This window comes from Xylanibacter rodentium (assembly GCF_013166575.1).
GTDB lineage: Bacteria > Bacteroidota > Bacteroidia > Bacteroidales > Bacteroidaceae > Prevotella > Prevotella rodentium.
In genome coordinates, this window is the sequence record NZ_JABKKE010000006.1 from 165,735 (window position 1) to 191,508 (window position 25,774).

The 25,774-nt window shown below is 46.7% G+C and carries 17 protein-coding genes and 1 pseudogene; 6 read left to right on the forward strand and 12 right to left on the reverse strand.

Features of this window, described 5'->3' with window-relative positions:
• Position 1 precedes the first annotated feature (1 nt).
• On the reverse strand, positions 2-628 hold the full coding sequence (locus tag HPS55_RS05280) for a YhcH/YjgK/YiaL family protein (protein WP_172177120.1): 627 nt from the start codon (positions 626-628) through the stop codon (positions 2-4).
• A 150-nt stretch (positions 629-778) separates the two neighbouring features.
• Here HPS55_RS05280 and HPS55_RS05285 point away from each other — a divergent pair, with 150 nt between their 5' ends.
• From HPS55_RS05285 to HPS55_RS05310, 6 genes and pseudogenes are all read left to right on the forward strand, one after another.
• Entirely contained in the window at positions 779-2,485 is a 1,707-nt protein-coding gene (locus tag HPS55_RS05285; RefSeq protein WP_172177122.1) for an RluA family pseudouridine synthase, read from the forward strand.
• A 587-nt stretch (positions 2,486-3,072) separates the two neighbouring features.
• Entirely contained in the window at positions 3,073-4,281 is a 1,209-nt protein-coding gene (locus HPS55_RS05290) for a site-specific integrase (protein WP_172177124.1), read from the forward strand.
• A gap of 11 nt (positions 4,282-4,292) precedes the next feature.
• Positions 4,293-4,655 carry a hypothetical protein gene (locus HPS55_RS05295; RefSeq protein WP_172177126.1) on the forward strand — a complete coding sequence of 121 codons (363 nt, stop codon included), beginning with the start codon at positions 4,293-4,295 and terminating at the stop codon, positions 4,653-4,655.
• Between the two features lie 286 nt (positions 4,656-4,941).
• Positions 4,942-6,131: pseudogene (locus HPS55_RS05300) on the forward strand (DUF5906 domain-containing protein).
• A 239-nt stretch (positions 6,132-6,370) separates the two neighbouring features.
• Positions 6,371-7,336: a toprim domain-containing protein gene (locus HPS55_RS05305; protein WP_172177128.1), complete on the forward strand. Its 966-nt coding sequence runs from the start codon at positions 6,371-6,373 to the stop codon at positions 7,334-7,336.
• A gap of 221 nt (positions 7,337-7,557) precedes the next feature.
• Complete coding sequence (locus HPS55_RS05310; RefSeq protein ID WP_172177130.1) at positions 7,558-8,961, forward strand: mobilization protein; 1,404 nt, start codon at positions 7,558-7,560, stop codon at positions 8,959-8,961.
• Positions 8,962-9,456: 495 nt separating this feature from the next.
• On the opposite strand, the gene HPS55_RS05315 is transcribed toward HPS55_RS05310, so the two are convergent.
• The 11 genes from HPS55_RS05315 to HPS55_RS05365 all read right to left on the reverse strand — a co-directional run bounded on the left by HPS55_RS05315 (position 9,457) and on the right by HPS55_RS05365 (position 24,912).
• Positions 9,457-10,410 (reverse strand): hypothetical protein, encoded by a 954-nt coding sequence (locus tag HPS55_RS05315; RefSeq protein WP_172177132.1) that lies wholly within the window; start codon positions 10,408-10,410, stop codon positions 9,457-9,459.
• Between the two features lie 12 nt (positions 10,411-10,422).
• Entirely contained in the window at positions 10,423-10,794 is a 372-nt protein-coding gene (locus HPS55_RS05320; protein ID WP_172177134.1) for a hypothetical protein, read from the reverse strand.
• A 1-nt stretch (position 10,795) separates the two neighbouring features.
• On the reverse strand, positions 10,796-11,968 hold the full coding sequence (locus tag HPS55_RS05325; protein WP_172177136.1) for a hypothetical protein: 1,173 nt from the start codon (positions 11,966-11,968) through the stop codon (positions 10,796-10,798).
• On the reverse strand, positions 11,965-14,532 hold the full coding sequence (locus HPS55_RS05330; RefSeq protein ID WP_216653128.1) for a DNA cytosine methyltransferase: 2,568 nt from the start codon (positions 14,530-14,532) through the stop codon (positions 11,965-11,967). Before HPS55_RS05330 ends, HPS55_RS05325 begins: the two co-directional genes overlap by 4 nt.
• 1 nt (position 14,533) lies before the next feature.
• Complete coding sequence (locus HPS55_RS05335) at positions 14,534-14,824, reverse strand: helix-turn-helix domain-containing protein (protein WP_172177138.1); 291 nt, start codon at positions 14,822-14,824, stop codon at positions 14,534-14,536.
• A 467-nt stretch (positions 14,825-15,291) separates the two neighbouring features.
• A complete protein-coding gene (locus HPS55_RS05340; protein WP_172177140.1) occupies positions 15,292-16,629 on the reverse strand; it encodes a DUF4302 domain-containing protein in 1,338 nt (445 codons plus the stop codon).
• A gap of 24 nt (positions 16,630-16,653) precedes the next feature.
• Positions 16,654-17,598: a zinc-binding metallopeptidase gene (locus HPS55_RS05345; protein WP_172177142.1), complete on the reverse strand. Its 945-nt coding sequence runs from the start codon at positions 17,596-17,598 to the stop codon at positions 16,654-16,656.
• Between the two features lie 28 nt (positions 17,599-17,626).
• Positions 17,627-19,366 (reverse strand): RagB/SusD family nutrient uptake outer membrane protein, encoded by a 1,740-nt coding sequence (locus HPS55_RS05350; protein WP_172177144.1) that lies wholly within the window; start codon positions 19,364-19,366, stop codon positions 17,627-17,629.
• Between the two features lie 19 nt (positions 19,367-19,385).
• The gene (locus tag HPS55_RS05355; protein ID WP_172177146.1) at positions 19,386-22,952 is read right to left on the reverse strand and encodes a SusC/RagA family TonB-linked outer membrane protein; all 3,567 of its coding nucleotides are present in this window, start codon (positions 22,950-22,952) and stop codon (positions 19,386-19,388) included.
• 383 nt (positions 22,953-23,335) lie between these two features.
• The gene (locus HPS55_RS05360; protein ID WP_172177148.1) at positions 23,336-24,355 is read right to left on the reverse strand and encodes a FecR family protein; all 1,020 of its coding nucleotides are present in this window, start codon (positions 24,353-24,355) and stop codon (positions 23,336-23,338) included.
• A gap of 65 nt (positions 24,356-24,420) precedes the next feature.
• The gene (locus HPS55_RS05365) at positions 24,421-24,912 is read right to left on the reverse strand and encodes a sigma-70 family RNA polymerase sigma factor (RefSeq protein WP_172177150.1); all 492 of its coding nucleotides are present in this window, start codon (positions 24,910-24,912) and stop codon (positions 24,421-24,423) included.
• Positions 24,913-25,774: the final 862 nt, after the last annotated feature.

Sequence of the window (25,774 nt, forward strand, 5' to 3'; positions counted from 1 at the left end):
TCTATTCCACATAATCAAGTTTCACCACTATCACACGTATGTTCTGGTCATCCTTTTCCGTTTTCACCTTCGCGATATGCCAATCCGACGGGAAGAATATGAAAAACTCATCCGGAACGGAGTCATAAAACCGGGCCTTATCCACATCATATGCGTAGTGTATCACATCGGGACGATATTTCGTGTTCGGCTTGCTTGTCTCATGGTCGATGATGCCGAAACGCTCCGTTCCCTTCACAACATACTGAAAGTCGATGTGATGATAGTGGCTCTCGCTGCGGCGTTTCTCCAACGGTCCGTTTTCGCTGTCCTCCACGCTCACCACCAAATCTGTGCCTTCAATGGAGTGTTTGCCCTTCTTTATTGTCAGAAGGTCGGTCTCTGCGAGCCAGCGGAACATGGATTCCCACTGTGCCGTATTCTTGTTGTATTGCTCGTAGAAATCAACAGCGTTCACCGTCCTGTGAGGACCGGCAGCCTTGAATCCGTTACGCCACTTTCCCTTCTTCATCCATTTAACAGCCTTCTTCTGTAAAGCCTTGTCACCGCACTGGCGGGTATAAACTCCCTGTGCCGATACCGACAGCACAATCATTGCCGCTGCCCAAAAAGCAAGTATTCTTTTCATGATCATCATTATTTATATCCCGCAAAGATAGTGCAAATCGAATGCAATCAAGCTTGCTTGAATTGCTGAGGTGCAGCCTATCTTCTGCAAAGGTAATAAAATATATGGAAAACGCAACTTGATACACAGGAAATACGTAACTTTGCACACATGGACACAATCATACACCCACTCCACAGCGCCATAGCACCACCACCGCGCTTCACCTACCCTTTCTGCTACGAGCCGCACGCCCTGTGCACGGCCGCTGCCGAAGAGGTGCAACGGCATATCGCCGCCAACGGTGCACTGCGTGAAGAGGCCGACCGAGGCAAGATGTTCGGTGTGCTCGTGGTCGAACATGAGGGCCGCACGGGCTTTCTTGCCGCCTACTCCGGACTGCTCTGCGGTCGCTGCGATCTGCCGTGGTTTGTGCCGCCGGTATACGATTCGCAGCAGCCCGACGGCCATTTCAAGACCCGCGAGGCCGAGATAAGCCGCATAAACCGTCAGGTGAGCGAGATGGAAAGCTCCGACGAGCGCCGCCGGGCCATAGCCCGGTTGGAGGATGTGAAGCGACAGAGTGCCGAAACGATAGACGCCCACAAACATCTCATGGCCGAGGCGAAGCAGCGGCGCGACGCCATACGCGGCACGGCCGGAGACGAAACCGTAGCCGAAGCCGAACGGCTGACGCGCGAAAGCCAGTTTATGAAGGCCGAACAGCGCCGCATCAAACAACGGTGCGCTTATGAGATTGAACAGGCTGAGGACGTGGTAAGACAGATAGATGAACAGATTTCCGCCATGAAGCGCCTGCGCCACGAAATGTCCGACGAACTTCAGCGCTGGCTCTTCAATCAATACAGTGTGCTTGATGCCAACGGACGAAGCCGCACGCTCATCGACATATTCGACCAAGCCACGGGCCACATACCGCCATCGGGAGCGGGCGACTGCTGCGCGCCCAAGCTGCTGCAATATGCCTATGCCCACGGCTTGCGGCCGCTGTGCATGGCCGAATTCTGGTGGGGAGCCTCGCCCCGCACCGAGCTGCGTCGCCATCTGCACTACTACCCGGCCTGCAGCGGCAAATGCAAACCCATATTAGGCCACATGCTTACCGGCCTCGACGTCGACCCCGACCCACAGACTGTCGACCACACTGCCGATGCAGAACTCGAAACGATATACGAAGACGCCCATCTCGTCGTGGTATGCAAGCCTTCGGGCATGCTCTCCGTGCCGGGCAAGAGCGCCCGCCGCTCAGTACTGTCGATAATGCGCCACCGCTATCCCGATGCCGAAGGCCCCATGATTGTACACCGCCTCGACATGGACACCTCAGGACTGCTCGTAGTGGCCAAGACCACCGCCGCCTATCACGCTCTGCAAGAACAGTTTGCCGCCCACACCATCACCAAGCAATACGTGGCGTTACTCGACGGAACGATACCGCCGGACCCGATACAAGCCGTTAATCGTGCGCCCATACACCGGTCAAGCCGGCAGCAACAACCGCCAGAGCAAGTCAGCGGCCTCATCTCCCTACCCCTGCGTCCCGACCCTCTCGACCGTCCGCGACAGGTGGTAGACGCCATCCACGGCCGCATAGCCCTCACTCGTTACAGCATTACCGGCACCGATGCCCACGGCCACACCATCGTAAGCCTTTGTCCGCTCACGGGCCGCACCCATCAACTGCGCATACACTGCGCACATCCCGACGGCCTTGCCACGCCCATCCTCGGCGACCCGCTCTACGGCCGCCAAGCCGACCGGCTCTATCTGCACGCCCGCCGGCTCGAATTCACCCATCCCGCCACCGGCGAAAGGATGGCGTTCGAACGCGAAGCGGAGTTTTTGAAGAAGAAATAAGCAGAATTTTTTTAAAAGGAAGATAACCCGAACCCATAAATCATATCCGATAAACAGTTTTCTTTCACTTATTCTGCATTCCATAACCTACAGGCCATTCCACCAGTTCGCGCGGCAGCAATATACGTTTGGATTCCTTGTAGGACAGCTTACTATGTCCATTCTTTTCTGAAAATTCCGCATTTTATTTTTCCCGAAATAGAAAACCCTGGAGGCCCTTACGGCAACATCGGGAGGGCCTCTCTCTGCTTTCTTGACACAGCATTATTGCGGCCTTGAATGTATAAGTATTTGATTATCAGCGCATCCTATTTTAACAAAAAATCACGGTATTCGATGCAAAAAAGGTGAATTTCTGCGTTTTGAACTGAGCCATAACGCATTAAACAGAAAACATCAGAAATAGTGACGATAGCAATTTAGCAAAGAAACGCAAGGTAATGAAATAGAACGGTTGCCTAATCATTACCCGATAACCGAGTAAAGTTTTTCTTTGTGTCGTCACGTTTCATCGTTCTGCGTCAGTTTGCATATCAATGTATAACTCGCTGATAACTAATTTTGTAACCAAAAAAAAAGATTAGATTATGCGAAGTACATTTAAGGTGCTGTTCTACGTGAACGGAAGTAAAGAGAAAAACGGTATTGTTCCCATTATGGAACGAGTGACAATCAACGGCTCAGTAGCCCAATTCAGCTGTAAGCGTACCATTGCAAAGGAGCTGTGGGATGTGAAAGGCAACCGAGCAAAAGGCAAGAGCAAAGAATCGAGAGACATCAATTTGGCTTTGGATAACATCAAGGCTCAAATCATCAAACATTATCAGCGTATTTCAGACCGTGAGGCATTTGTAACTGCCGAAATGGTACGCAATGCCTATCAGGGTATCGGCACGGAATATGAAACCCTACTCCGAGCATTCGACAAGGAGAACGAAGCCTTTGCCAAACGAGTTGGCAAGGATCGTTCTCTGCGTACATATCAAAAATATCTCACTGTAAGAAAATATCTTGCCGAGTTTATCAAGGAGCATTACAAGCGTAATGACATTGCAATGAACGAACTTACTGAGGATTTCATTCGTGATTATTGCTTGTATTTAAGAAATGAGGTCGGACTTGCTCAATCTTCGGTGTGGATATACTCCATACCATTAAAACACATTGTAACCACTGCTCACTATAACGGTAAAATAGCAAGAAACCCATTTGCCCAATATAAGGTTGACCCTGACCACAAAGAACGAGGGTTCTTAACGGAAGAGGAACTACAAGCCTTTACGACAGTTGAATTGAATAACCCCGATTTGGAGTTGGCAAGGGATTTATTCGTGTTTGGCTGTTGGACGGGTATATCATTCATCGACATCAAGAACCTGACAACTGAAAATATTACGATGTTGGGCGGTTCACCGTGGATAGTGTCGAAGCGACAAAAGACAGGCGTACCGTTTCAAATCAAGTTGATGGATATTCCTATGCAGATTATCAAACGATACGAGGCATACCGAACAGGCAACAATCTTTTCAATATTGGTAGCCACGATGTGATAAACAGACGCATCAAGGAGGTTGCCAAGATATGCGGTATAGAGAAGCGAACTTCATTCCATCTAAGTCGTCACACATTTGCAGTCTTAGCCTTGAACTATGGTATGCCAATAGAGAGCGTGAGCAAGATTCTCGGACATACGAACATTACAACAACTCAGATTTACGCCAAAGTAACTAACACCAAACTCGAACACGATATATCTATGTTTGAAAGCAGGGCTAGCGAAAGATTTGCCATTTAATATGTATAGGTATGGAACGGGCAATTATAACAATCAGCGAATCGGGCTATGTGAACATACCCAATGACAATGTAAGGATGTCGTTTGCGGAACTTGTGGTTATGTTTGATGTGGCAGCACCCACATTAAAGACTGCTATCCGAGCCATACACAAAAGCGGAGTGATAGCGGAACACACGCAACATTGCGAAGTGATACCATATACCTATTGGGCAACCCTCTACAATATGGATATGATTGCAGCCCTTGCTTTCCGCATCAACTCTTACGCTGCGGAGAAGATACGGGGTGAGTTTTTAAAGAGGATATGCGGACGAAAAGAGAAAATATGTTATCTCTTTTCGCTTGCAAATGCAGCATCGGATATGTCGTGATGGCATACCGACAAGCCGACAGATCGGTAAGTCTGCATATCGGCTGACTAAGCGGCAAACGCAAGCCCGAAGATAGGTTCTTCGCCTGTTTTCGGGCTTGTGGTGTTTATACATCCCTCACATCTCCACCCTCAATGTATCTTATTCACCATTCTGCTATAATTTGCGTAGTAACTTATCCGTCAATCACTTATATTTTTGTAGCTGACATTTTTCAAACCCAAAAGAGTGAAATATGGAAGCAAACAAAGTTACATCAAGCTATCAACCGCCATCAGATGGTGGTATGGCAAAAGAAGAGTTTATCCGTGTCGGCACCACGCTCTACAAGATTGTGGAGCAGCCGAGACTGAGTGGCGGATATGTGAAGAAGCGTATCCCGTGGAACAATGAAACGCTCCGTCAAGACTATGGCAAGGACTACATCGGCAGCGTTCCCAAGTATGACGGTTTCTGCACCGTACCCGAACACATCGGCTATCGCCCTGTAATCGGCAAGTTCCTTAACCTCTACGAGCCGATAGACCACCGACCGCAGGAGGGAGATTTCCCCTCTATTCGCTCGTTGGTAGAACACATCTTCGGTGAGCAATATGAGTTGGGCATGGACTATCTGCAACTGCTCTACCTGCAACCCGTTCAGAAGTTGCCAATCCTATTGTTGGTATCGGAGGAGCGCAACACAGGCAAGAGTACATTCCTCAATTTTCTGAAAGCCCTCTTTCAGAACAATGTCACATTCAACACCAACGAGGATTTCCGCAGTCAATTCAATTCCGATTGGGCTGGCAAGCTGCTTATCGTGGTCGATGAGGTGCTGCTCAACCGTAGGGAGGACAGCGAAAGGTTGAAGAACCTTAGCACCACATTATCCTACAAGGTGGAAGCTAAAGGCAAAGACCGTGACGAGATAGCTTTCTTCGCCAAATTCGTGCTATGCTCCAACAACGAGTATCTGCCAGTAATCATCGATGCAGGAGAAACACGCTATTGGGTACGCAAGATAAACCGCTTGCAATCCGATGATACCAATTTCCTGCAACGCCTGAAAGCGGAGATACCCGCATTTCTTCATTTTCTCAGTCATCGCCAACTATCCACCGAGAGGGAGAGCCGAATGTGGTTCGACCCCTTATTGCTACATATCGAAGCATTGCAGAGGATTATCCGCAGCAATCGAAACCGTTTGGAGATAGAGATGTCGGAGCTGTTGCTCGACATTATGGCTACTATGAATGTGGATAGCGTTTCATTCTGCCTTAACGACCTTATAGTGCTGTTGATGCACTCGCAGGTAAAGGTTGAGAAACACCAAGTGCGTAAGTGGTGCAGGAGTGTTGGAAACTGACACCTGCACCCAACGGACTTACCTATACCACCTATCAAGGCAACTACAACCAAAGTTGCCACTATGAGCCGATAAGGAGGGTTGGACGCTTCTACACCATCACAAGGGAACAACTCGAATCCTTGTAACACTATCATTTTTCTGTTGAATTGTTGAATATGAGTATAAACACATTGATAACAAGCAATATACATTCTCAACAAGCCAAAAGAGAAGTTGAGAGAACGACAACCTCCGTTTGTAGATTTCTCTTTTGGTGAGCAGTTTGTTGATAAGATGTTGAGAGGTTACAAGACTGAATATAAGCATATTACATCAACGATTCATCAAATCAACAAAATTTCATTAACCTCAAAATCGTAGTAATATGACAATCAACGATGCAAAGCAAACCAAGTTGGCAGACTATCTGCAAAGTTTAGGCTATACGCCTATAAAGCAACAGGGCAAAAGCCTATGGTATAAATCACCACTGAGAAACGAAACCGATGCTTCGTTTAAGGTAAATACCGAACTCAACCAATGGTATGACTTCGGTATCGGCAAGGGTGGCAACATCATCGCATTGGCAGCCGAGCTGTACCATAGCGACAATGTAGCCTATCTGTTGGCACGCATAGCGGAGCGGACTCCATACATACGCCCTGCCACCTTTTCTTTTGGCGAGCAACAAACCTCTAATCATAGTTTTGAGGGCATACAGGTTGGCGAGTTATCCTCGCCTGCACTAATCGCCTACTTTCAAGAGCGAGGCATAAATCTCGAACTCGCCAAAAGAGAATGTAAGGAGTTGAGATATGAGTATGAGGGTAAGACATACTTCGCCATCGGCTTTCCGAATATGGCAGGAGGCTATGAGCTCCGCAACCGCTACTTCAAGGGTTGTCTTGCTCCAAAGGATATTACCCATATCCGACAGCAGGGCGAGCCACGAGCAGCGTGTTACCTCTTCGAGGGGTTTATGGATTACCTATCATATCTTACCATTCGGGTAAACGACCACCCCGAAGAGCCACGCATCAAGGCACAGGATTATATGATACTCAACTCCGTCACCAACCTCTCAAAAGCGGAACGACTGCTAAGACCGTACAGCAGAATAGGCTGTTTTCTCGACAACGACCAAGCAGGGCAAAAGGCATTGGAGAGTCTGAAAAAGATGTTCGGAGATAGGCTTAGGGATATGTCGAAACACTATGCCGAGCATAAGGATTTGAACGACTACTTACGCCACAGAACACAAGCGAAACAAGCGGTAAAGAAATCGCAAGTCCAATCCGTAAGACGGATGCCACAACCGCAGCCGAAGAAGAAACGAGGCTTAAGGTTATAGCCCACTATAACTACACGCTTCGCCGATGTGTAGTTGTGGGGCAGAGTGACCTCTCTGCACTCCGCTTATGGGCGTTGCCCCTAAGAACCCCTGTGCAAATGAGGGCGGAGGACAAGCTCGCTTGTGCTATGCCGAGTGCAGCCAGCGGGTCGCCCAAGCAACCCCGTAAGCGGAAACGAGCAAATAAACAGTCTAATTGTAACCAATAAAATTAAAGAACTATGGCAATAAAAAGCAGCATACATATCAAGCCTTGCAACATATCATCGAGCGAGGCTCACAACCTAAGAACTCCCGAATACATGCGTAACATCGGGGAGTCGAAAATCTACCTCATTCCCGAACTCGTTGCCGACAACGAGCATTGGATAAACCCTCGCATTGCTGACTACGATTTGCAGACGCATTACGACAACATCAAGCAGATGGTTAAGGCGAAGACGGGGCGAGCAATGCAAGAAAAAGAGCGAGAACGCAAAACCAAGAGTGGCAATATTATCAAGGTGGCAGGATGTTCTCCAATTCGTGAGGGCGTGTTACTCATAAAGTCCGACACCACATTGGAAGAAGTTCGCAGATTTGGCGAGGAGTGCTGGGAGCATTGGGGTATCACACCGCTTCAGATATTCCTACACAAAGACGAGGGGCATTGGCTGAATGGCAAACCCGATGCAGACGATAAGGAGAGTTTTCAAATCGGTGGCAAGTGGTTTAAGCCGAACTACCACGCCCATATCGTATTCGACTGGATGAACCACGAGACGGGCAAGAGTTATAAACTCAACGATGACGATATGAAACAGATGCAGACATTGTTATCTGAAATTCTATCAATGGAGCGAGGGCAATCCAAAGCCGAGACGGGCAAGGAGCATTTGGAGCGTAACGACTTCATCATCGAGAAGCAGCGTATAGAGCTTGAACGCATAGAGGCTGAGAGGCTGCATAAGGAACACCAGATAGATCTTGCCGAGCAAGAACTCAAACAGGTGAAATCGGAGATACGCACCGACAAACTAAAAAGCGTAGCCACCGATGCAGCCACAGCCCTTGCAAGCGGAGTGAGTTCTCTTTTCGGCAGCGGTAAAATGAAATCATTGAAACGCAAGAATGAGGATTTGAGAGATGAGATAGCCATTCGAGATGAAACCATCGAGCAACTGCAAACCAATATCAAGCAAATGCAGATGGAGCATAGCAGGGCTATGATGAATAAGGAGAACGAGCATCGTAAGGCTCTCGAAGCAAAAGAGGCAGAGCATAAGGAGGAGACCAACATCCTCAATTCGATAATCAACACTGCTCATCGTTGGTATCCCGAGTTTGCCCACCTCCTAAGATTGGAACGCCTTGCCAAGCAAATCGGACTTTCGGCTATGGAATTTGCTGAGCTGATAAAAGGCAAGGTGCTGAACTTTACAGGGCGACTATTCTCCTCGGAGCATAACCGATGGTTTGCAACGGAAAATACCCCGTTACAGATTCTACGAGATAACAATAAGCGCCTGACCTTAACTGCAAATCGAATACCCATCAGCCAATGGTTTAACGAGCAATACGACAAACTCCGACAGTCATTCCGTCAGCCTATACTGCCGAGAAGAAGTAGTGGCATGAAACTCTAACAATAATGGCGACCAATCTGTAAGTGGTCGCCATTACTCGTTTTACTCCAAGACTACTATATTTTCGTGTCAGATATATATTGTTTAATCAGTTTGTATCCCAAATAAACTGTGTATCCTCCAATAAGTATTGTAAAGATGATTGTAATAACTAATAGCCATAATAAGATTGTATTATCAAAAATGAATGACAAACGCATACCTACCCAGCACAATACATCCATTATGATAGATATTAATAGTAGTAAAAAACATTTTTGGTTTATCCCTGACAAGCGTCTGATATACGATATGGCAAAATTCTTTCTTTGATTAACTAAAGGAGTTGCACCATCTAATTTAATTTGTTCAGCTATAAGTTTTAGTTCATCTTTTTTCCCAATTATGAACGAATACAATAATGTAAGAATTGACAGCAAAATACCGATGAGCGTTAAATACAACGTCCATAAATCTGAAAAGCAGTCTTGTATCAATTCTCTACAAATAATATACTCATTCATTACTTAAATAATTAGTCAATACAGCACTAAGTTTTTCCACTATGAAATCTGGATTATGAACTTTTGTGTCAAGTTCAGTTTGAGTGATAGCAGAAGTAGCATTAAAGATTTTTTCAGCCGTTTCCTTTAGTTCTTCGCTTGCCTCATTAACCAATTCGCGCTTAATTCTATATTCTTTCTTGCCTATAACGATTCGAGTATCTTTTTGTTGATAGTCTTCGTCGTCAGTTTTGTCAGCAAGTAATTCTACCATTGTTTCACGAGGCATGTTTTTGAATATTCTATCTTTCTTCTTTTCAAGTTTTTGTGTACACAAGTATTCCCTATATTTAACATCTACATCATTTTCTGCCTCGGAAATACTACGATATTTGATTTGCAATTCAGGTATAGTTGAAATGTCTTTCAACTCGTCAAATATCATTGGCAGTTTAATGTTTTGAATAGGTATCTCAAGTATCTTATTAACGACAATCTTTGCCAATCTACAGACTTCACCATTGTCTTTTGTAGGATCCTCGTATACCAATAAAAGGAAGTAGCATGTATATGTTTCAGCACTTAATCCTTTTATTCGTGGATATAAAAGAACATAGTTTGTGTCACTACCAATTTTATTGTCTTTTGTTATTTGTATCTTTTCATTGGCTTCAAAATAACCATCATACATATTGGTATTAAATGCCGATATTTGAAGCAGCAAAGCAGGAACATCTTCTATTGCAATATCATGACACGTTATACCATTTATAACCGTTTGTTTCGTTTTATTCCTATTTGACGAACTTATAGGTGTAGAAAACTTTAAAAGTTTTCCTTTTATCATTTGTATCATATCATTATATGACACATTTTCAAATAACCCAACAGTTTGATCCAGCATAGTTGTTGTATATACTGGAACTTTTATGTTGTATGATTTTTCTTTGGTTTCTTTTTTTGCCATTGTATAGTCACATTACAAATTCAAGCCATCGTTAAAATCATTTATGAATTGAAAGGGTATAGTTGTTAATATCTGTGGTATATTTTGTCTAATGCCTTGTACATAGTGGTGGTCTGTGTACAAATTTTCCACAAAACTATTACAATTAACACGATATAAAACATTCCCAACTCCTGCAGTTAGTTTCAGTGTGCCAATATTATTTGGCTTAGGGCTTCTAAACTTTATTCGTCCCTCACTTCCCCATGCACCTTGTTCCTCATTATGTTCCCATGCTAACTCGGTGCTTCCATCTGACTTTGCTAAATAGCCTAGCAATCTATAATATTCATGTTCATTTGCGAACTGAACTTGTCCTGTTGATCCAAAACTTTGTCTATACATATTAAGCCGCATTATAAATTTGTACCAATTTTGTCTTTATATCGTCAAACGATAACCCTGTACTAAACTCAACTGTTAATCCAGTGTTGATTACATATACAAATGACTCTTTACGATAATACTTCTCACCGAATCGTAATAAAGAGTTCTCAATAGTATCAGCTTTAGCCAATAGGCAAACTAACTGATAATCCTTATTAACTTGTTGAGTCTTATTATTAGGATGAGCTTTTGTATTATGTTGTGTTGCAGTAAGCAATATTAAATTCTCAACATAGTGTGCAATCTGAGGGAATTGTGATTTTGGGAATATGTGATGCACCTGTGTTGCCTCACCATTGCCCCAACTATCATTTACCTCACTTACCGTATGAATCTTTCTAATCAATGCTATTGCTTTCTGAACATAATAAGTATTGATAGCCTCTTGCTTTTCAATCTTATTAGGGGTCATCGCTTCTTGACGAGTTACAGTTTTATCCTTATCCATGTCTCGCCAATTTTTCTTGTTGTACATCAAATCCGAATAGTAGGTAATCTTTCCATTACTTCCATGCAAATGATGTTCTGCTGCATACACATTGAATACTTTGTGGAACATACGCCTAATATCCAATCGTGAATGAGATGGAGTGTTACCGTTAATCAAGCGGTAATATCTTTCATATATCTCGTCTCTTGCAGCAACAGGATTAGCAACGCTATCTTTTGCGTATTCTTCAAAGTACTTCATAAAACCACTATCCGACATTACTTTCATGAAGTAGCAATACAAGAAGTTATATGCGTTTCTATCTTTACGTGAGATATAATCCAACAAATCCTCATTAGCGACCGAGAATGTTAATGCACCATCAACCATTTCGACATTAAGGATATGAGCATATGCCAATAGTTTAAGAGGTTGTGATAATACCTTGTTGTATTCGTTATAGGCTTTCTTGTCATTAGCCCAAGGCTTATTGAAGATAACTCTTGTATTCTGAATAAAATATTGTGTTTCCCATACATCGTTTATTACAAATACAGGTTTTGTGGCGACCATATTCATAACGCAATCTGCCATAAAGCATACAATATCGGGAGTACACTTTTGGTCTACAAATCTTGCATCGTGTGATTTGCGTATATCCAAATCAAATTGGCTAAGATATTCGTTAATTACTGTTCTCATATCCTTTGTTGCTTGAGTTTTCCAAAAAAGAAAACAGAGTTATTATCTATGTTAAGTGAGCGTGTTCCCAAGTTACGAGCTATAGCGTAGAACTTGGTAAAACTATCTGTTGCGTAAAATGCTAAATCCTCTTTTGTTACAATATCATCATCATTGGCTAATGTGAGGATTGCAACCGAACCATCAGCAATACATCCTTCTGGCATAAAGCACGCTCGTGGATTATAGGTTAGATTAGGGAGCAAAATGCAATTTGCCTGATTTAGATATTTAGCAACATCTAATCCCTCAATATTGTCTATATAACAGTCATAATCAGGAATATTGACAATCTCATTATTGCCAATATTTCGTGATTTAAGCACTCTAATTCTACCGTTATCCTTTGTTATAGCTTTTGTAATAACCCTATCTCGATATGCTTTGAATACATTAAACTCCATTTTTTCAGCTACCTCATCAAACACTTCGTTGCGGTAAATTATCCAATATGGAAATTTATCATCAGTCAAATATGTTTGTTGATGGCGTCTAACCTCATCTGTAATATAAGACTCAACGATAGTTTCTTGAGGCTTTTTCTGAGTATCCAAAATAAAGCATATTGTTTCAATCTTTACCCCCTTAAAACCTCTCTCTCCAAAATCAATAATGCGAGAGATTCTTTTCTCTTTCATCAATGTGCGTGTTGCATCAAATTCAGGTGCGTTTATTAGGCTCTTGGGGACAATCAAAGACACAACATCGCCAATCTTCATTGCTTTTTCGATGAAGAATGAGAAGATGTTATTAGTGTCCTTATTAGAAACACCTATCTTATACTTAGCTAACAATTGTTTCTCCTTTGTTAGTTTCTTGTATGGAGGATTTCCAACAACAATATCGTATTTCTTGTCAAAGTTATGCAACAAGAAATCGGCATTGATGTAGTTGATGTGAATATTATCAGGCACATCAATCTTAGCAACCAATTCCTTTAAAATCTCAATGCTGTTCGAATCAATATCTACCACATCTATATTAACGGACTGCACACTTGCGTACTTCAATATAAGAGCAGGCAAGAAATTACCTACACCAATTGATGGCTCTAAAATATTTAGTTCCGCATAGTTCTTTGCATCTGGAAGACTTTTTACAATCGTGTAACAGATGTCTTGTCTCGTATAGTATGCCGCATTGTCCTCTCTTTGAGCATTTGCTAATTCTGCGATTTTGGACAACTCGGCAAAACCATAGTGGCCGTTATTCCTAATATAATCCACCAAACAAGAATGTGTTGCCAACTTTTTCCTATCAATCAAGTTCTTTATATCCAGCTCTGTTAAAGTTGGCTTACATAATATTTTGCGAACCTTAGCAGCGATTTGCTTAAATATAATAGTAGGTACCGCCTCACCTAAGTTTTGGCGAATGTTCATTTCCTCTTTTTTCAAGAACGCTTCTTTCTCTTTCAATGACATTCTATTTAACTCATCAAAAGGAATATCACTCCAATTAAAAAATGAAGGAACGGACATCATAAGCATAACCTCTCTAATGCTGAACACTCTGTTATCTACAGGATGTACAGTATTCTGGCTTGCCATAATATCATTACGAGTGTGAATGCAAGGGGCTACCTTATCCCAATACTGACGAGTATATTTATCGCCATTCTTACGGGCGTTATACACAATAACACCATTCTTTACACTATGAGGAATCTTTGTAATATCCGTATTGTCAAATGCCGATTGCCCCTCCTTAATATCTGCAATCCAAGACTCCATACGAGGCGAATACTTTCTGAAATTATGATATATATCATTTTCAGAAATCTCACCCATCTTCTTCAATGATGGCAAATGACCAATAACTTGTCTTAATGTTCGTTCTGGTTGTTTGTCAGGGAATATATCATATGGAGTAACTTCTTTCAAGTCTTTACGAACACCAATGACCAATGTTCTTGTTCGACTTGACGGATTACCATAATCCTTGAAATTTACAACTTGATATAGGATATTATATGTGCCAGACAAATTATCTTCTATTGCATCCTTTATTGATTTGTCTTGACCATCAACATCTGTGCATACAGAAGTAAGGAAAGCTCTAACATTCTCAAAAATGAAGAATTTAGGCTTTATCTGCTTAGTCATTTTTATCGATTCAACAACCAAAGAATTGCGTTTTAGTTCGTCTTTCTTCTTATGGTTGGCTACAGACATACCCTGACAAGGAGGTGTTGCAATCAGAACATCCAAATCTGTTAGATTGAAACCTCTTTCCCACATAGCTAACTCCGCAAAAACTTTATCCTTTGTTTCTTGCGTAGTCATATCGCCACAAATATATCCGCTATTATAAACGCATTTCTGATTGAACTTTTGGATTTTCAATCTTCGCTCTAATAGCTCAACCGTTGCAATACAATAGAACCCCTCTTCTTTAAAACCATAGCAACCAACACCAGCACTACTAAATAGGCTGACATATGTCCTAAGTCCATACGCAGAACGCCGATCTGCCAATAGCATTTCGGGAACTTCCAACTCTGGGTATAATTTCACTTTTGCCATATCAACCTATTCTTCTTAAATTTTCAGCTGCCATTGAAAGAGCTTCCGATGCGACGACGTGTTCATCAGATACCATATCAGTTACCTTATCGGCAAGCCACAATGTAAGGAGGTCTGTCATTTCTACATGAAACATTTCCGATAATATTGCAACTTGTTCTTTCTTTGCTTTGCGCTCTCCTTTTTCTATCTTACAATATGTTGCAGTGTCTATTTCAAGAGCTGCCGCAATCTGCCTTTGAGGCATTTGATTTTGGATGCGTAACTCTTTTATTTTCTCTGTAAACAGCATATTAATTATTTTTGTCTTGACATTATTTGGCAAAGATAGCGATTTTTATCGATTCTTCATGCTTCAGAATCGATAAAAATTTCACATTGTACTATTGGGGCGTCTAAAAAGCATACAGACGAAGGAAAATTATTATCATTCTCTTTTCGTCTGCATTTCTTTTTGTACCTTTGCAGCATCAAGAGTTATCACATTGTAGCATAACGATGAAGAACTCAGAAATACGAACGGTTGCTATCTCGTTACCCAGTTTTCAAGCAATCCGAATAACCGTTTAATTATAAGATAATTGCATTTTCAGCGTTATTTTTTCAAAAAAACCGCCATTTTCGCGTCGTAACACGGAAATGGCGGTTCGGTTGCCGTTTAACTATTGTTAAAGTAAAGATAATTACAAGAAACTGCAAGACACAGCCTAAGGCTGTATCATAGGATGAATTTGCTGCAGCCTCAAGCAGCAACGAGTTTTATTCCCAAATACTGTAATGGTAATACCTGAAGTTCGGCTCGAAGTAATAGCTGTTGTCCGGATTACTCTTGTCTGTGAGAACAAATCCCTTAGGATTCATTGCGTTTCCCTCCTTGTATGTTATCCTGTATGTTGTCCATATGTCCTGCTTGGCCATGGCATCCACAATATGCCTCATGCCCGCATCATAGAAACTGAAGTCACGTCCCGACATTTCATGACCGGTATACCGAAGTGCAATTTCGTCGTTGCTCACCTTCTTCATCTCCATATGGAAGTGAATTTCATCGGCACCATACCACTTGTTCACCACCAAAGCGAGCCCACCCTGACCGTCAGGACTGATACATATGTACGCCAGATTGTCCGGACTGTACTTTCCGCTCGCGGCAAGCGCCGTACGCGTCTTGTCCCATTCGGCCTGAGTATAACTGCCAAGGCCGCTGTATCCGAAGAACCACTGGTCGTCATCGTCGTCTTCCAACAGATAGTTTACATACGGACGCGGCCCTATCTTCGCATCCGAGAGCCGGTCGTGAAACTCACCCGTCTCCCTGTCAAGTTCCATCTCGACCACCGTACGGCCTTTGTACCTGAAGTTTTCGAGCAGATAGATGCCGTTTGTAAGGTTGCCATACGAATACATATGCTCCACGGGCTCACCTCCCTCCTCGTCGGGGAAGTAGACGAGCAGATTGTTGTAACCGCTGAGGAAGCGTGCCTTGAGTGTGTCACCGGCACACATCATCACACAGTTGTAAGCAGCGTATCCTGCAATCTCATCCGACAGACGCTGATATTCCTCAGGCGTTGTATGCATCTTGACCATGAAGAAAGGCAACTGCTTGGTCTTGCCGCGACCGAAGATAGTGTCTTCGTTGGCAGAGAAACGGTCGAGACAGAACTCGAAATCGGCCTGCAAGTCCTGCGAGAACGACTGCGACTGGTCGGCATACCAATGAAAAAACAGATTGTACGTGTCGAACGAGAGCACGATGCCATTGTCCATCTTGAATGAGTATTGGCTCACAATGCTGTCGTACATGTTGGCGTTGGGCAGCGAAGTAGTGGCCGACGATTTGTAGAACGTACAGTTCTGCGGGTCAAACCTCACGGCATATGTCCTGACCGCCGGATGGCGTCCGTACGTAGGATTGTCCGTATAAAGCGCCCATCCGTACTCATTGTTGTTGAACACGCGGCGATATTCCGCCATCCAGTTATCCTGACGTGTGGCCGGGTCAACGGCGAAAATGTCGTCTTCCTTCATGTCGCACGACGTTATCATGACCGCCATGCACACTGCCGCTGTGATATATCTGATGATTCTTTTCATGATTTATACCTTTTATATATATGTTTAAAGACTTATATCGTCGAAGTTCTGCGATTTCAGATCAGCTTCACGCCTCTGTACGGCATCGCGCAGCGCGTCGATATCAAGATACCAGTTGTCTCTGAAATATTCTCTCACGATGCGCAGCTTCTGCTGTATCTTTGCTTTACCTGCCGTTCCGGCCTTGTCGAGCTTGGTTTGGAACTCCTCCGGCGTGTCACATACGTAAGTGGAGAACGTCTCGGCAAAGTCCTCATCGGCACTGTACGACGCATAAGCCGTCACAAATCCGAGCGCATATATTTGCGGATCAGTCTCGCTGGCAAATTCCGAGGTCCACATACCACCCAGATAGTTTGTTCCCGTCACCTGATTAAACTCCGACGTATACGGCACTTTCTGATGGAATGTGTGTCCGAATTCATGTATTATCGTATGGAAATACGTATTGTTGAGCTCCTCCCGGTCGTATATAACACTGTCTTTCAACTGCCAGTTCTCATCATAAGGCTGGTCACCGAGATGGTTTACATACCACAGATTGATTTTGTATCCGCCTTCCGAACTTCCCAGCGTGACGCTGCCGTTGCTGTTCCATCCCGGATTTCCCACAAGCTGTATCTGTTTCGGAAAGTTGTCGTGTATGAACTTGGTGCTTCCAGTCACTTCGTCGAACGAGTCGAAGCAGATGTACTTAAGCAACCTCGCCATGCGTATGGAGTTCTTCATCGTCGCCGGCACGAGTATATAGTCCATGCTTATCTCGTTGTCCTCCCACCGATAGCGCAGTTCCACGTTATACGGCTCCACATAATTCTTCATCAGCCACCTGTCGAGAGCATTCTCCGGAGTCTGCGAGTCCTTGATTACACTGATGCCGCCATCGGGCTCATCGTCGCTGCTGCAAGCCTGAAAGGCCATGGCGGCCATTGCCGCGAGCATAGATATGATAATATGTCTTGTCTTCATTGCTGTTTCCTTTAAACGGTGATTACTGTTATTTTCCGAACTCTACGGCACCGCCGTTGCCACCCCATGTCGAGAAATCCCCGGTGTGCGACTTGTCGATGCCCGGGTTGGCCTCAAGCCCGGCGGCGCGCACCTCAAACGGCAGCTGGACGGCCTGACGCGGGTCACGATACTCCATGCTGTCGGTAAGTTCGAGCGCGTTGAGCGAAGTATTGATCAGGCGACGGTATATCTTTATGCCGTAGCGCTTGATGTCAAACCAACGCATACCATCGTGCAGAAACTCGATGCGGCGTATGAGCAGAAGCGTCTGTATGAGGTTCTCCTGGTCGCTGCCTTCGGTCAGTGTTATCCACTCGGGGTTGAGATGCTTCCGTGGCATGGGGCGCTCAGGGCGATAGTAATCGTACTTCTCGGCCCACGCACGTATCGACTCGAGGGTGAGATTATTGTTGGTAGAAGCCTTGGCGTAGATGTAGTTCCAGTATTCGTCGTACTTATACGTGTTGTACTCCACGCTGTCAGCTATAAAGTTGTGTGTCCAACGGTTGATGTCCTCCAGACACTTGGCATTATCGCCTTTGATGGCGTAGGCCTCGGCACGGTTGAGCAGAGCCTCCTCCGACTTCAGCGCCACCACCACCGTGCGGTAATATCCTGTATGAGTGTTGGGATTTTCCTCCTCAAAATAAGCGGGCGTCTTAGGCAACATGAACTTGTTGTAGGCCGCACTGTAGAACCAATAGAACCTGAACATGTCCTGAGTTTCCATGGCCATTTGCTCATCGGGAGCCCAAGGAGTGGCAAAAAACTGCTCCGCACGCCCTATATAACTGTTGTTGTTGAACCGTGCGCCGGTGGAATAGCCGCTGAAGTAATACTGGTCGGTCGAGTATACCGGCATCAGCAGAAAGTTGGCAGCCTCCTGTGCCGAGGCATACTGCATGGCCCTCGGCTGCATGTTGTCTGTCGGCATGCCGTTCATGGCACCGTAGTCGCGCATCACCCCGTCAGGATTGTTGCCCAATGCGAGCGTCGAATACTTGATGACACTGTCCGGTTTCTGATAGAACAGATAGAAACGCGAAGCAAACGTATATGCCGCTTTCGTGTTGAAATGATAGCGCGGCGTCTTGTATACGGCATCACTCATCAGACTCATGCCCTCCTGCAGATCCTGCTCCACCCGTTTGTAAGTCTCAGCCACGGTACTGCGGTCGTACTTGGGATCGAGTGTTGTCTCCGGTTCGGTAGTGTACGGTATGCCCGGATCTGTGGCGCTGTATGCCTTGGAGTAGTTCTGACAGAAGATGTTGGCGAGCATGAAGTGTGCAAAAGCCCTGCATAACAAAGCCTCTCCGCGATAAGCCTTCAATTCAGGAGTGACGTCTCCGCCCAGACCCTCTATTGAACTCAGCGCCTGATTGGCCGCACCGATGGCGGCATAATAGTCCTGCCATATCATTGCGGGGCTCTCGTTGTCGCTCTCGGTAACCTCCTGCCAGCGGAAGCACTGCTCCGAAAAACGGTCGTAATAACCGTTCAAATCGCCGTTGAGGTCGTCGGCATTGTCAGATGCCAGTTCAGTCACCCTGACATAACTTGCAGACGGATAGGCCGTAACGAGCAGAGCCTTCACTTTTTCCTCCGTATCGACTGTGATGCGGCTGTCGGGCGAGGCGTCAAGATAGTCGTTGCACGAGCTCACCGACATGGCGGCCGCCACACCGGCAGCCATATATAATAATGTGTTCTTATATGTTTTCATAACCATTCGTTTGTTTGTTTCAGAATCCTAACCTTACCGTCATGGTATATTGACGCGGCATCGGCGATGCCACACCGCCGGTGTTGAAAAACTCAGGGTCGGCCCCGTTGAGTTTCTTGTCGGCATATATCAGGAAGAGATTGGTGGCCTGTAGCTTCAAGTTAAGATTGGTCACCCCAATAGGAGCCAGCCATGCCGTTGGGAAAGTATAGTCGAGGGATATCTCCTTCATCCTGATGAAGTCGCCGCTGGCAATGCGCTCAGTACTGTAATTGTAGGCATTGTAGGCCACAGCGAGATTCGGATTGAGGAAGTTCTGACGGCGCGACGGTATCACCGGCACCGTTGTCCTGTTCTCTTCGCCCGACGACGACCACCGGTTATTGAACTCCCGTGGCGTGGCCACCATGTCCGAATATGTGTTTGAGAACACCGGATCAAGACGCACCACATTGCCCATCGAGTAGACGATGAAGACGTTAAGGCGCAGTCCCTTGTATTTGAACGTATTCTCCAGCGAGCCATAGTCTGTAGGATCCGACGAGCCTTCATATTTCAGCCACCCCAGGTCGGCATATTCCTGAAAGTTTATTCCGTCGGTGGTAGTCTGTCCGCCGACAACTTTGAACGTTGGCAGTCCCTCATTGGTCAGTTTGTTGAAAGGAATGGAGAATATCGAGCGCACCGGATAGCCCTCGAGCGCGAAACCGTTGCCGCGCACAAGGTCGATGATGCGCGAGTTGTTCTTCAGATCGGTCACCTCGTTGGTCTGATGCGAATAGAGGAACGTGGTGTTCCACTCGAAGTCCTTGGTCTTGATGTTCTTCGAGCTGAGCGACAGTTCGAATCCGCCCGACTTCATGTCGGCTATATTTCCGAACTTGTTTATCTCACCGCCGACGCCCTGAACGGTGATGGGTCCGATGAGATCGAAGTTGCGGCGGCTGTAGTAACTCAGTTCCATATTAATCCTGTTGCCCAGAAATCCCATGTCGGCCGTCAGGCTCAGTTCGTGCTTCTTCTCATATGTCAGCTCCGAGTTGCCCAGTTCCACGATTTTCAGTGCCGTCTCCTGGTCGGCACTCACGGGGCGCCATGCAATCTGGCTCTTTATGATGGCGTTGGAGTTGGATATGCTGAACGGTCCGCGGTCGGCCGTGAGCGAGTACGAGCCCTTTATCGTGAAATGACTCAACCACGGCGATAAACGTCCGAACCATCTCTCCTCGTGTGCGTTCCATGCTCCCGACACGTTCCATGTGGGCAGCCAGCGGCTCTTGCGGGCACTTCCGAGAGTGTTCGTTCCCTCATATCTCAGGGTGCCGTTGACGATATAGCGCCCCTTATAAGAATATGTGGCGTTGCCGAAGAAAGCCGCCATGCGCTCCAGTCCGTTTGTCACGTCATAATAGCCTGAGCCCTCCTGCGACAGCTTGTCGAACATGTCGGGGTCGAACTTGCCGATGTTTCCGAACTCATAGTTGCGTCCCCACTGCCGCGACCAGTCGCTGTTGCGCTTCACGGAGTTTATCTCCACACCTCCGAACACGTTGACAATGTGTTTCTGACTGAAAATACGATTGTAGCTTGCCGTCCCGCGGAAGTCGTACGATGTCATGTTGTATGTCGTCATGTCATAGATACCGCCCTCAGGCAGCACGCTCACCGGCACGGCATACGGGTCTGTGGGGTCTTTCCACAGATAAGGATTGTTGTCGCGGATGATGGTGTTGCCCATGGCCCGGTAGGCGTTGGCCTGATTGGAACGCTCGGTGGCGTTGTGCTCAGATGTGGAAGAGGCCCGCTTGGCGGCACCGAGCAGGTTTACTTCGAGGCCTGCCACAGGCTTGTAGCTCAGCAATGCCTGTATCTTGAACTCGTGGGTATTGAGGTCGATATAGTTGTTGTCAAGTTCATGGAATATGTTGAAGGCCGTATAGTTTCGTGTATAGAAATCGTCGGGGTCGAGCACACGCGATGTGTTGAGGGCATATGAATACGGATTGATGTCAAAGGCACGCGACACCTCGCCGCTCACCAGGTTGACCTCGGAACTGAGCGTGCCCGGCGCACGCTGCTCTCGGGTCGATGCATTGCCGATAATGTTGAGCTTCAGTTTGTCGGAGAAGGTGAACGTAGAGTTCACATTGGCCGTATATCGCTTCACCCGGCTCTGACGATACCACCCCGGATCGTCCATCAGACTGATGGAGGCATAGTGCTGGCTGCGGTCTGTTCCGGCAGACAACGACACAGAATGATTCTGCATGATGCTGTTCGAGAAGAGCAGGTCGAACCAGTCGGTGTTTCTGTACTCCTGCTTGCGCAGCCACTCGTTGCGGCCGGCATCGGTGTTTACCACCGCCCCGGTGGCTATCAGTCCGGCCAGTTTGCCGTAGACACCGCTCTGACTGGCGTTGGCCACGTCGGCCGGATTCATATAACCCTTCTTTGCCAGTTCCTGATACACCGACATCTGCTCCTGCGAGTTCATGATGTTGAAATTGTTATAGCCCGGCTTCAGACGCATGGTAAACTCTCCGGTATAGTTGATGCTTGTCTTGCCGCTGCGGCCCTTCTTGGTGTTTATCACTATCACACCCGCCATGGCCCGTGCACCGTAAATGGATGTGGCCGAACCGTCGCGCAGAATCTGGAAACTCTCGATGTCGTCGGCATTGAGCCCGGCTATGGCCGACGAGAGCAGCGTCTCGGCATTTCCTGACGAAAGGTCGTCGGTGTTCACCTCAATAACGTTCTCCTGTATCACTCCGTCCACAATCCACAGCGGCGAGTTGTTGCCGTAGATTGAAGTCGCTCCGCGCACCTGTATTCGCGGGGCTGTGCCGAATGTTCCCGTAACGTTCTGCACGGTCACTCCCGCGGCACGTCCCTCAAGCGATCGGCTTATGTCGGCAATGCCGTCAATCTTGGCCTCGGTGGCATCGATGGTGGTCGACGAACCGGTGAAGAGGCGCTTGTCCATGCGCTGCATGCCGGTGACGACGACATTGCCGATCACTGTGGCATCGTCTTCCATGATGATGCTGACCGGCTTGGACGATGCCTTGCGCCGGTATGTCTTCATGCCCACGTACGAATATTCGAGCGTCTCGCCCGGCTCCACTCCTTCCAGAACGTAACATCCGTCGGCATCGGTCACGGTGCCCTGCTGTGTGCCTGCCACCTTGACGGCGGCGCCGACGAGCGGTTCGCCGTTCTTGTCGAGCAGACGGCCGCGCACGGCGGGCACGTCATCGGCTGCCTTTCCGGCCACACTCTTCACCTGGATATACTTGCCGCTCACTGTCGACGTCAGCGGCAGTCCGGCTATGAGCAGCCTCACGGCCTCGGGAGCCGTCTTCTCCCTTACGTCGGCCGTCACTTTGTGTCTGGTCAGTTCACCGTAGTTGTAGTTGATTTTGTAGTGCCCTGACTGTCGCTCCACCTGCGACAGTGCGGCAGGCAGAGGCATGTCGTCGCACTTCAACGACACACTGTTACCCTGTGCAAATCCAGATGCGGTCCTCACAAAGAGCATCAGGCAGACCAAGACAGGGATGACGATTGATTTTTCTCTTTTCATGTCCGTCAGTTATGTTAAACAATAAATTACATGTCGCGTTTTATCATTTAGACTTAAAAACTGCAAAACAGGTACCGTTTTATCGCAAAAACTTTATTTTCGATAACAAATTATCGCAAATTCATCGCACAACCGTATCAAAATCGAATATTTACACCCACCTTACATATACCCGGCGATGCTGTCGGCTTACGGTCCGTACGGCCGCTTGCAACGGTCATGAACGTTTCCGACAAGATTATCGAGGCTGTAGAAAGATACGGATATTGCACAAAACTTTCTATATTTATGATTCTATGGCAGGGACGTGTTGCCGGGCACAGCGAAAAACACGTCCCTGCAAATGTCTGACGGAGCGGATTTTGGCTTATGCGAAGCACCGTCTATCTTATCGTAATGTCGTCTTCGGTATATTCTATCTCGACATTGTCAAGTTCGGCAATGTGACGGAGCACGGTTTCGAGGCTGTCGCTGCGGCTTGCAACGAAGTGGAGCATGGTGGACATGGCAGCTGTATCCTCGAAGACAACGGTCTTGTTGTACCACCGCCCCAGCTCGATCATTATGTCGAGCATGGAAGCCTGGTCGAAATAGAAGTATCCTTCCTTGCGCTGAAGGCAGGGATAGACATCCACTTCGGACATGCTCATCATGCTTGCGGCACCGAACGTGACCATGCAGCCCGGCTCGACTACGAGAGCCGACGCGCTTCCGGCTGGACTGACCCGCACGCTGCCCTCGACAAGGGTCACGCTCGCATCGTCCGATGAATAGGCACGGGCGTCGAACGACGTGCCGAGCACGGTGGCCGAATAGTAGTCGCTCGTCACGACAAAGGGGCGCTGCGGGTCCTTCGCCACCTCGAAGAATGCCTCGCCACGCAGATGCACCTCACGCCGTCCGGACGTAAAACCGAACGGAAAGCGCAGCTCGCTCTCGCCGTTGAGCCACACACGGGTGCCGTCGGACAGTGTGACACGGCAGTCGCGGCCGCGCGGAGTGGCCATCACCATCATCGTGGTATGCGTGCCGGAAAGCGGTTTGCCGGCAAAAGTGACCTCGGCCGTGTCCACATCATAGGCGCGGCCGCTGTCGTCAGTGAGCGAAATGTCGCCGGGAATGTCCATGTGCGTGATTACGGCCACCTGTCTGTCGACACGGTCTTGAGGCAGAGACAGCAGCACGACGACGGCAATACATGCAGCGACGGCAGCGGCTATGAACAAAGCCGGCCTACGGGGGCGTGTGCGGGTGAGCCTGCTCAGCTCACGCCATTCGGCATCAATGTCGGCCGAAGCGGCTTCACGGCGTGCAAAAGCGGCACGGATGATGTCTTGTTCGTCGGCTTCGGGCAGCAGATCGTCAAGCCCGGTGTCGTTCATATTATTATCGTCAATATTCATTTTTCATCAGGTTTTTGATTATAAGACGGCAGAGGATGCCGTTCGGGTACCTTTCTTGTGTTTATCTATGTTAAAGCGGAGCGCAGATGGGCCATTGCCTTCACTATATGTTTCTTGACTCCGTTTGTTGATATGCCGAGCTCGTCGGCCACGTCGCGGTAGGATCGCCTCCTGTAGTAGCACTGCTCGAGTACGTAACGCGTGCGTTCGGGCAGGGTGTCGAGCTCGCGCTCCACCGCCTCGATACGACTCTCGCGCAGCATCAGGTCGGCATCGCCGTCGTCGGCCACGGCAATATGAGCCCCGCTGTCAAGGCTGTCGCTCATGCGGATGTGCTTCATGTGGGTGAGAGCCTTGTTTCTGACACAGGCATACAGGTAGCCGCGCATCTTTTCGGCATCGATGTTGTCCCGGTTTTTCCACACGGCGGCAAAACTGTCGCTCACGATGTCGCGGCCGGCCTCGGCGTCGCCCACAATCTGCAGGGCTGTGGAAAGGCACCGCCTGTATTCCTCGCGGAACATCGTTTCAAATTCTTCTACTCCAAATATGCTCATCTTGCCGGATTGATTAAGCGTGGCACACATCGTGGCCGGAACATGCCGAATGTTCTGTAGCATCATTCCATACGCCCGACAGCCTGTAATCTGTCCACCTGCAAAATTAATTTAATTTTAACGAAAATAAGGCTTGCAAATATTAATAATACGGAAACAGACATCCATAACCTGCCTTATGGCCCGTCACACGGACCATGCAATGACAGTACAACGGCCTTGAACTGGCAGTACAACGGCCTTGAACCAGCAGTACAGCGGCCTTGAACCAATTGCATACGGACTGTGGCATGCCACCGCTCATCCGTCTGGAATTGACGAATTTATATTAAAAACATATGCACACTATAACTTTATCCATTGTCAACAGTTTGGGATACCTCTCTATTTTAAATAAGACGCAGGGACCATAATATGTAAGAATTGGCATAAATGACATAAACAATAAGAAAATTGCCATTTCATCTGCTACCTGAAAATTAGATGATAAATCAGGAAACAGTTATGTGTTGACTAACTTATAATTTTGCTTTTGATATGAAGGCATGAATTTGTTTTTGTATAATGGGTCGCCTTGAAAAGTAGGGTGTCCAAAACTTGTCGCTCATTTCTGAAATCATAGTCAAATAAATATATTAAGTTAGTCAACAGAATCAAACTACATAATCACTCGGATATAGGATGGATGCGCCTTGAAAAAGGCAACGAGCACATAGCCCGGGGCAGAGCGAAGCGGCACCACGGGAATCAAACATCGACACTCCGCGCCCTGCTTTCTATGTAAAAATCCAAATATTTTTCCGATTATTTTTATTTTTATACTGAAATTTTGTATTGTATGTCGTACTTGGTGTTTTTTCTA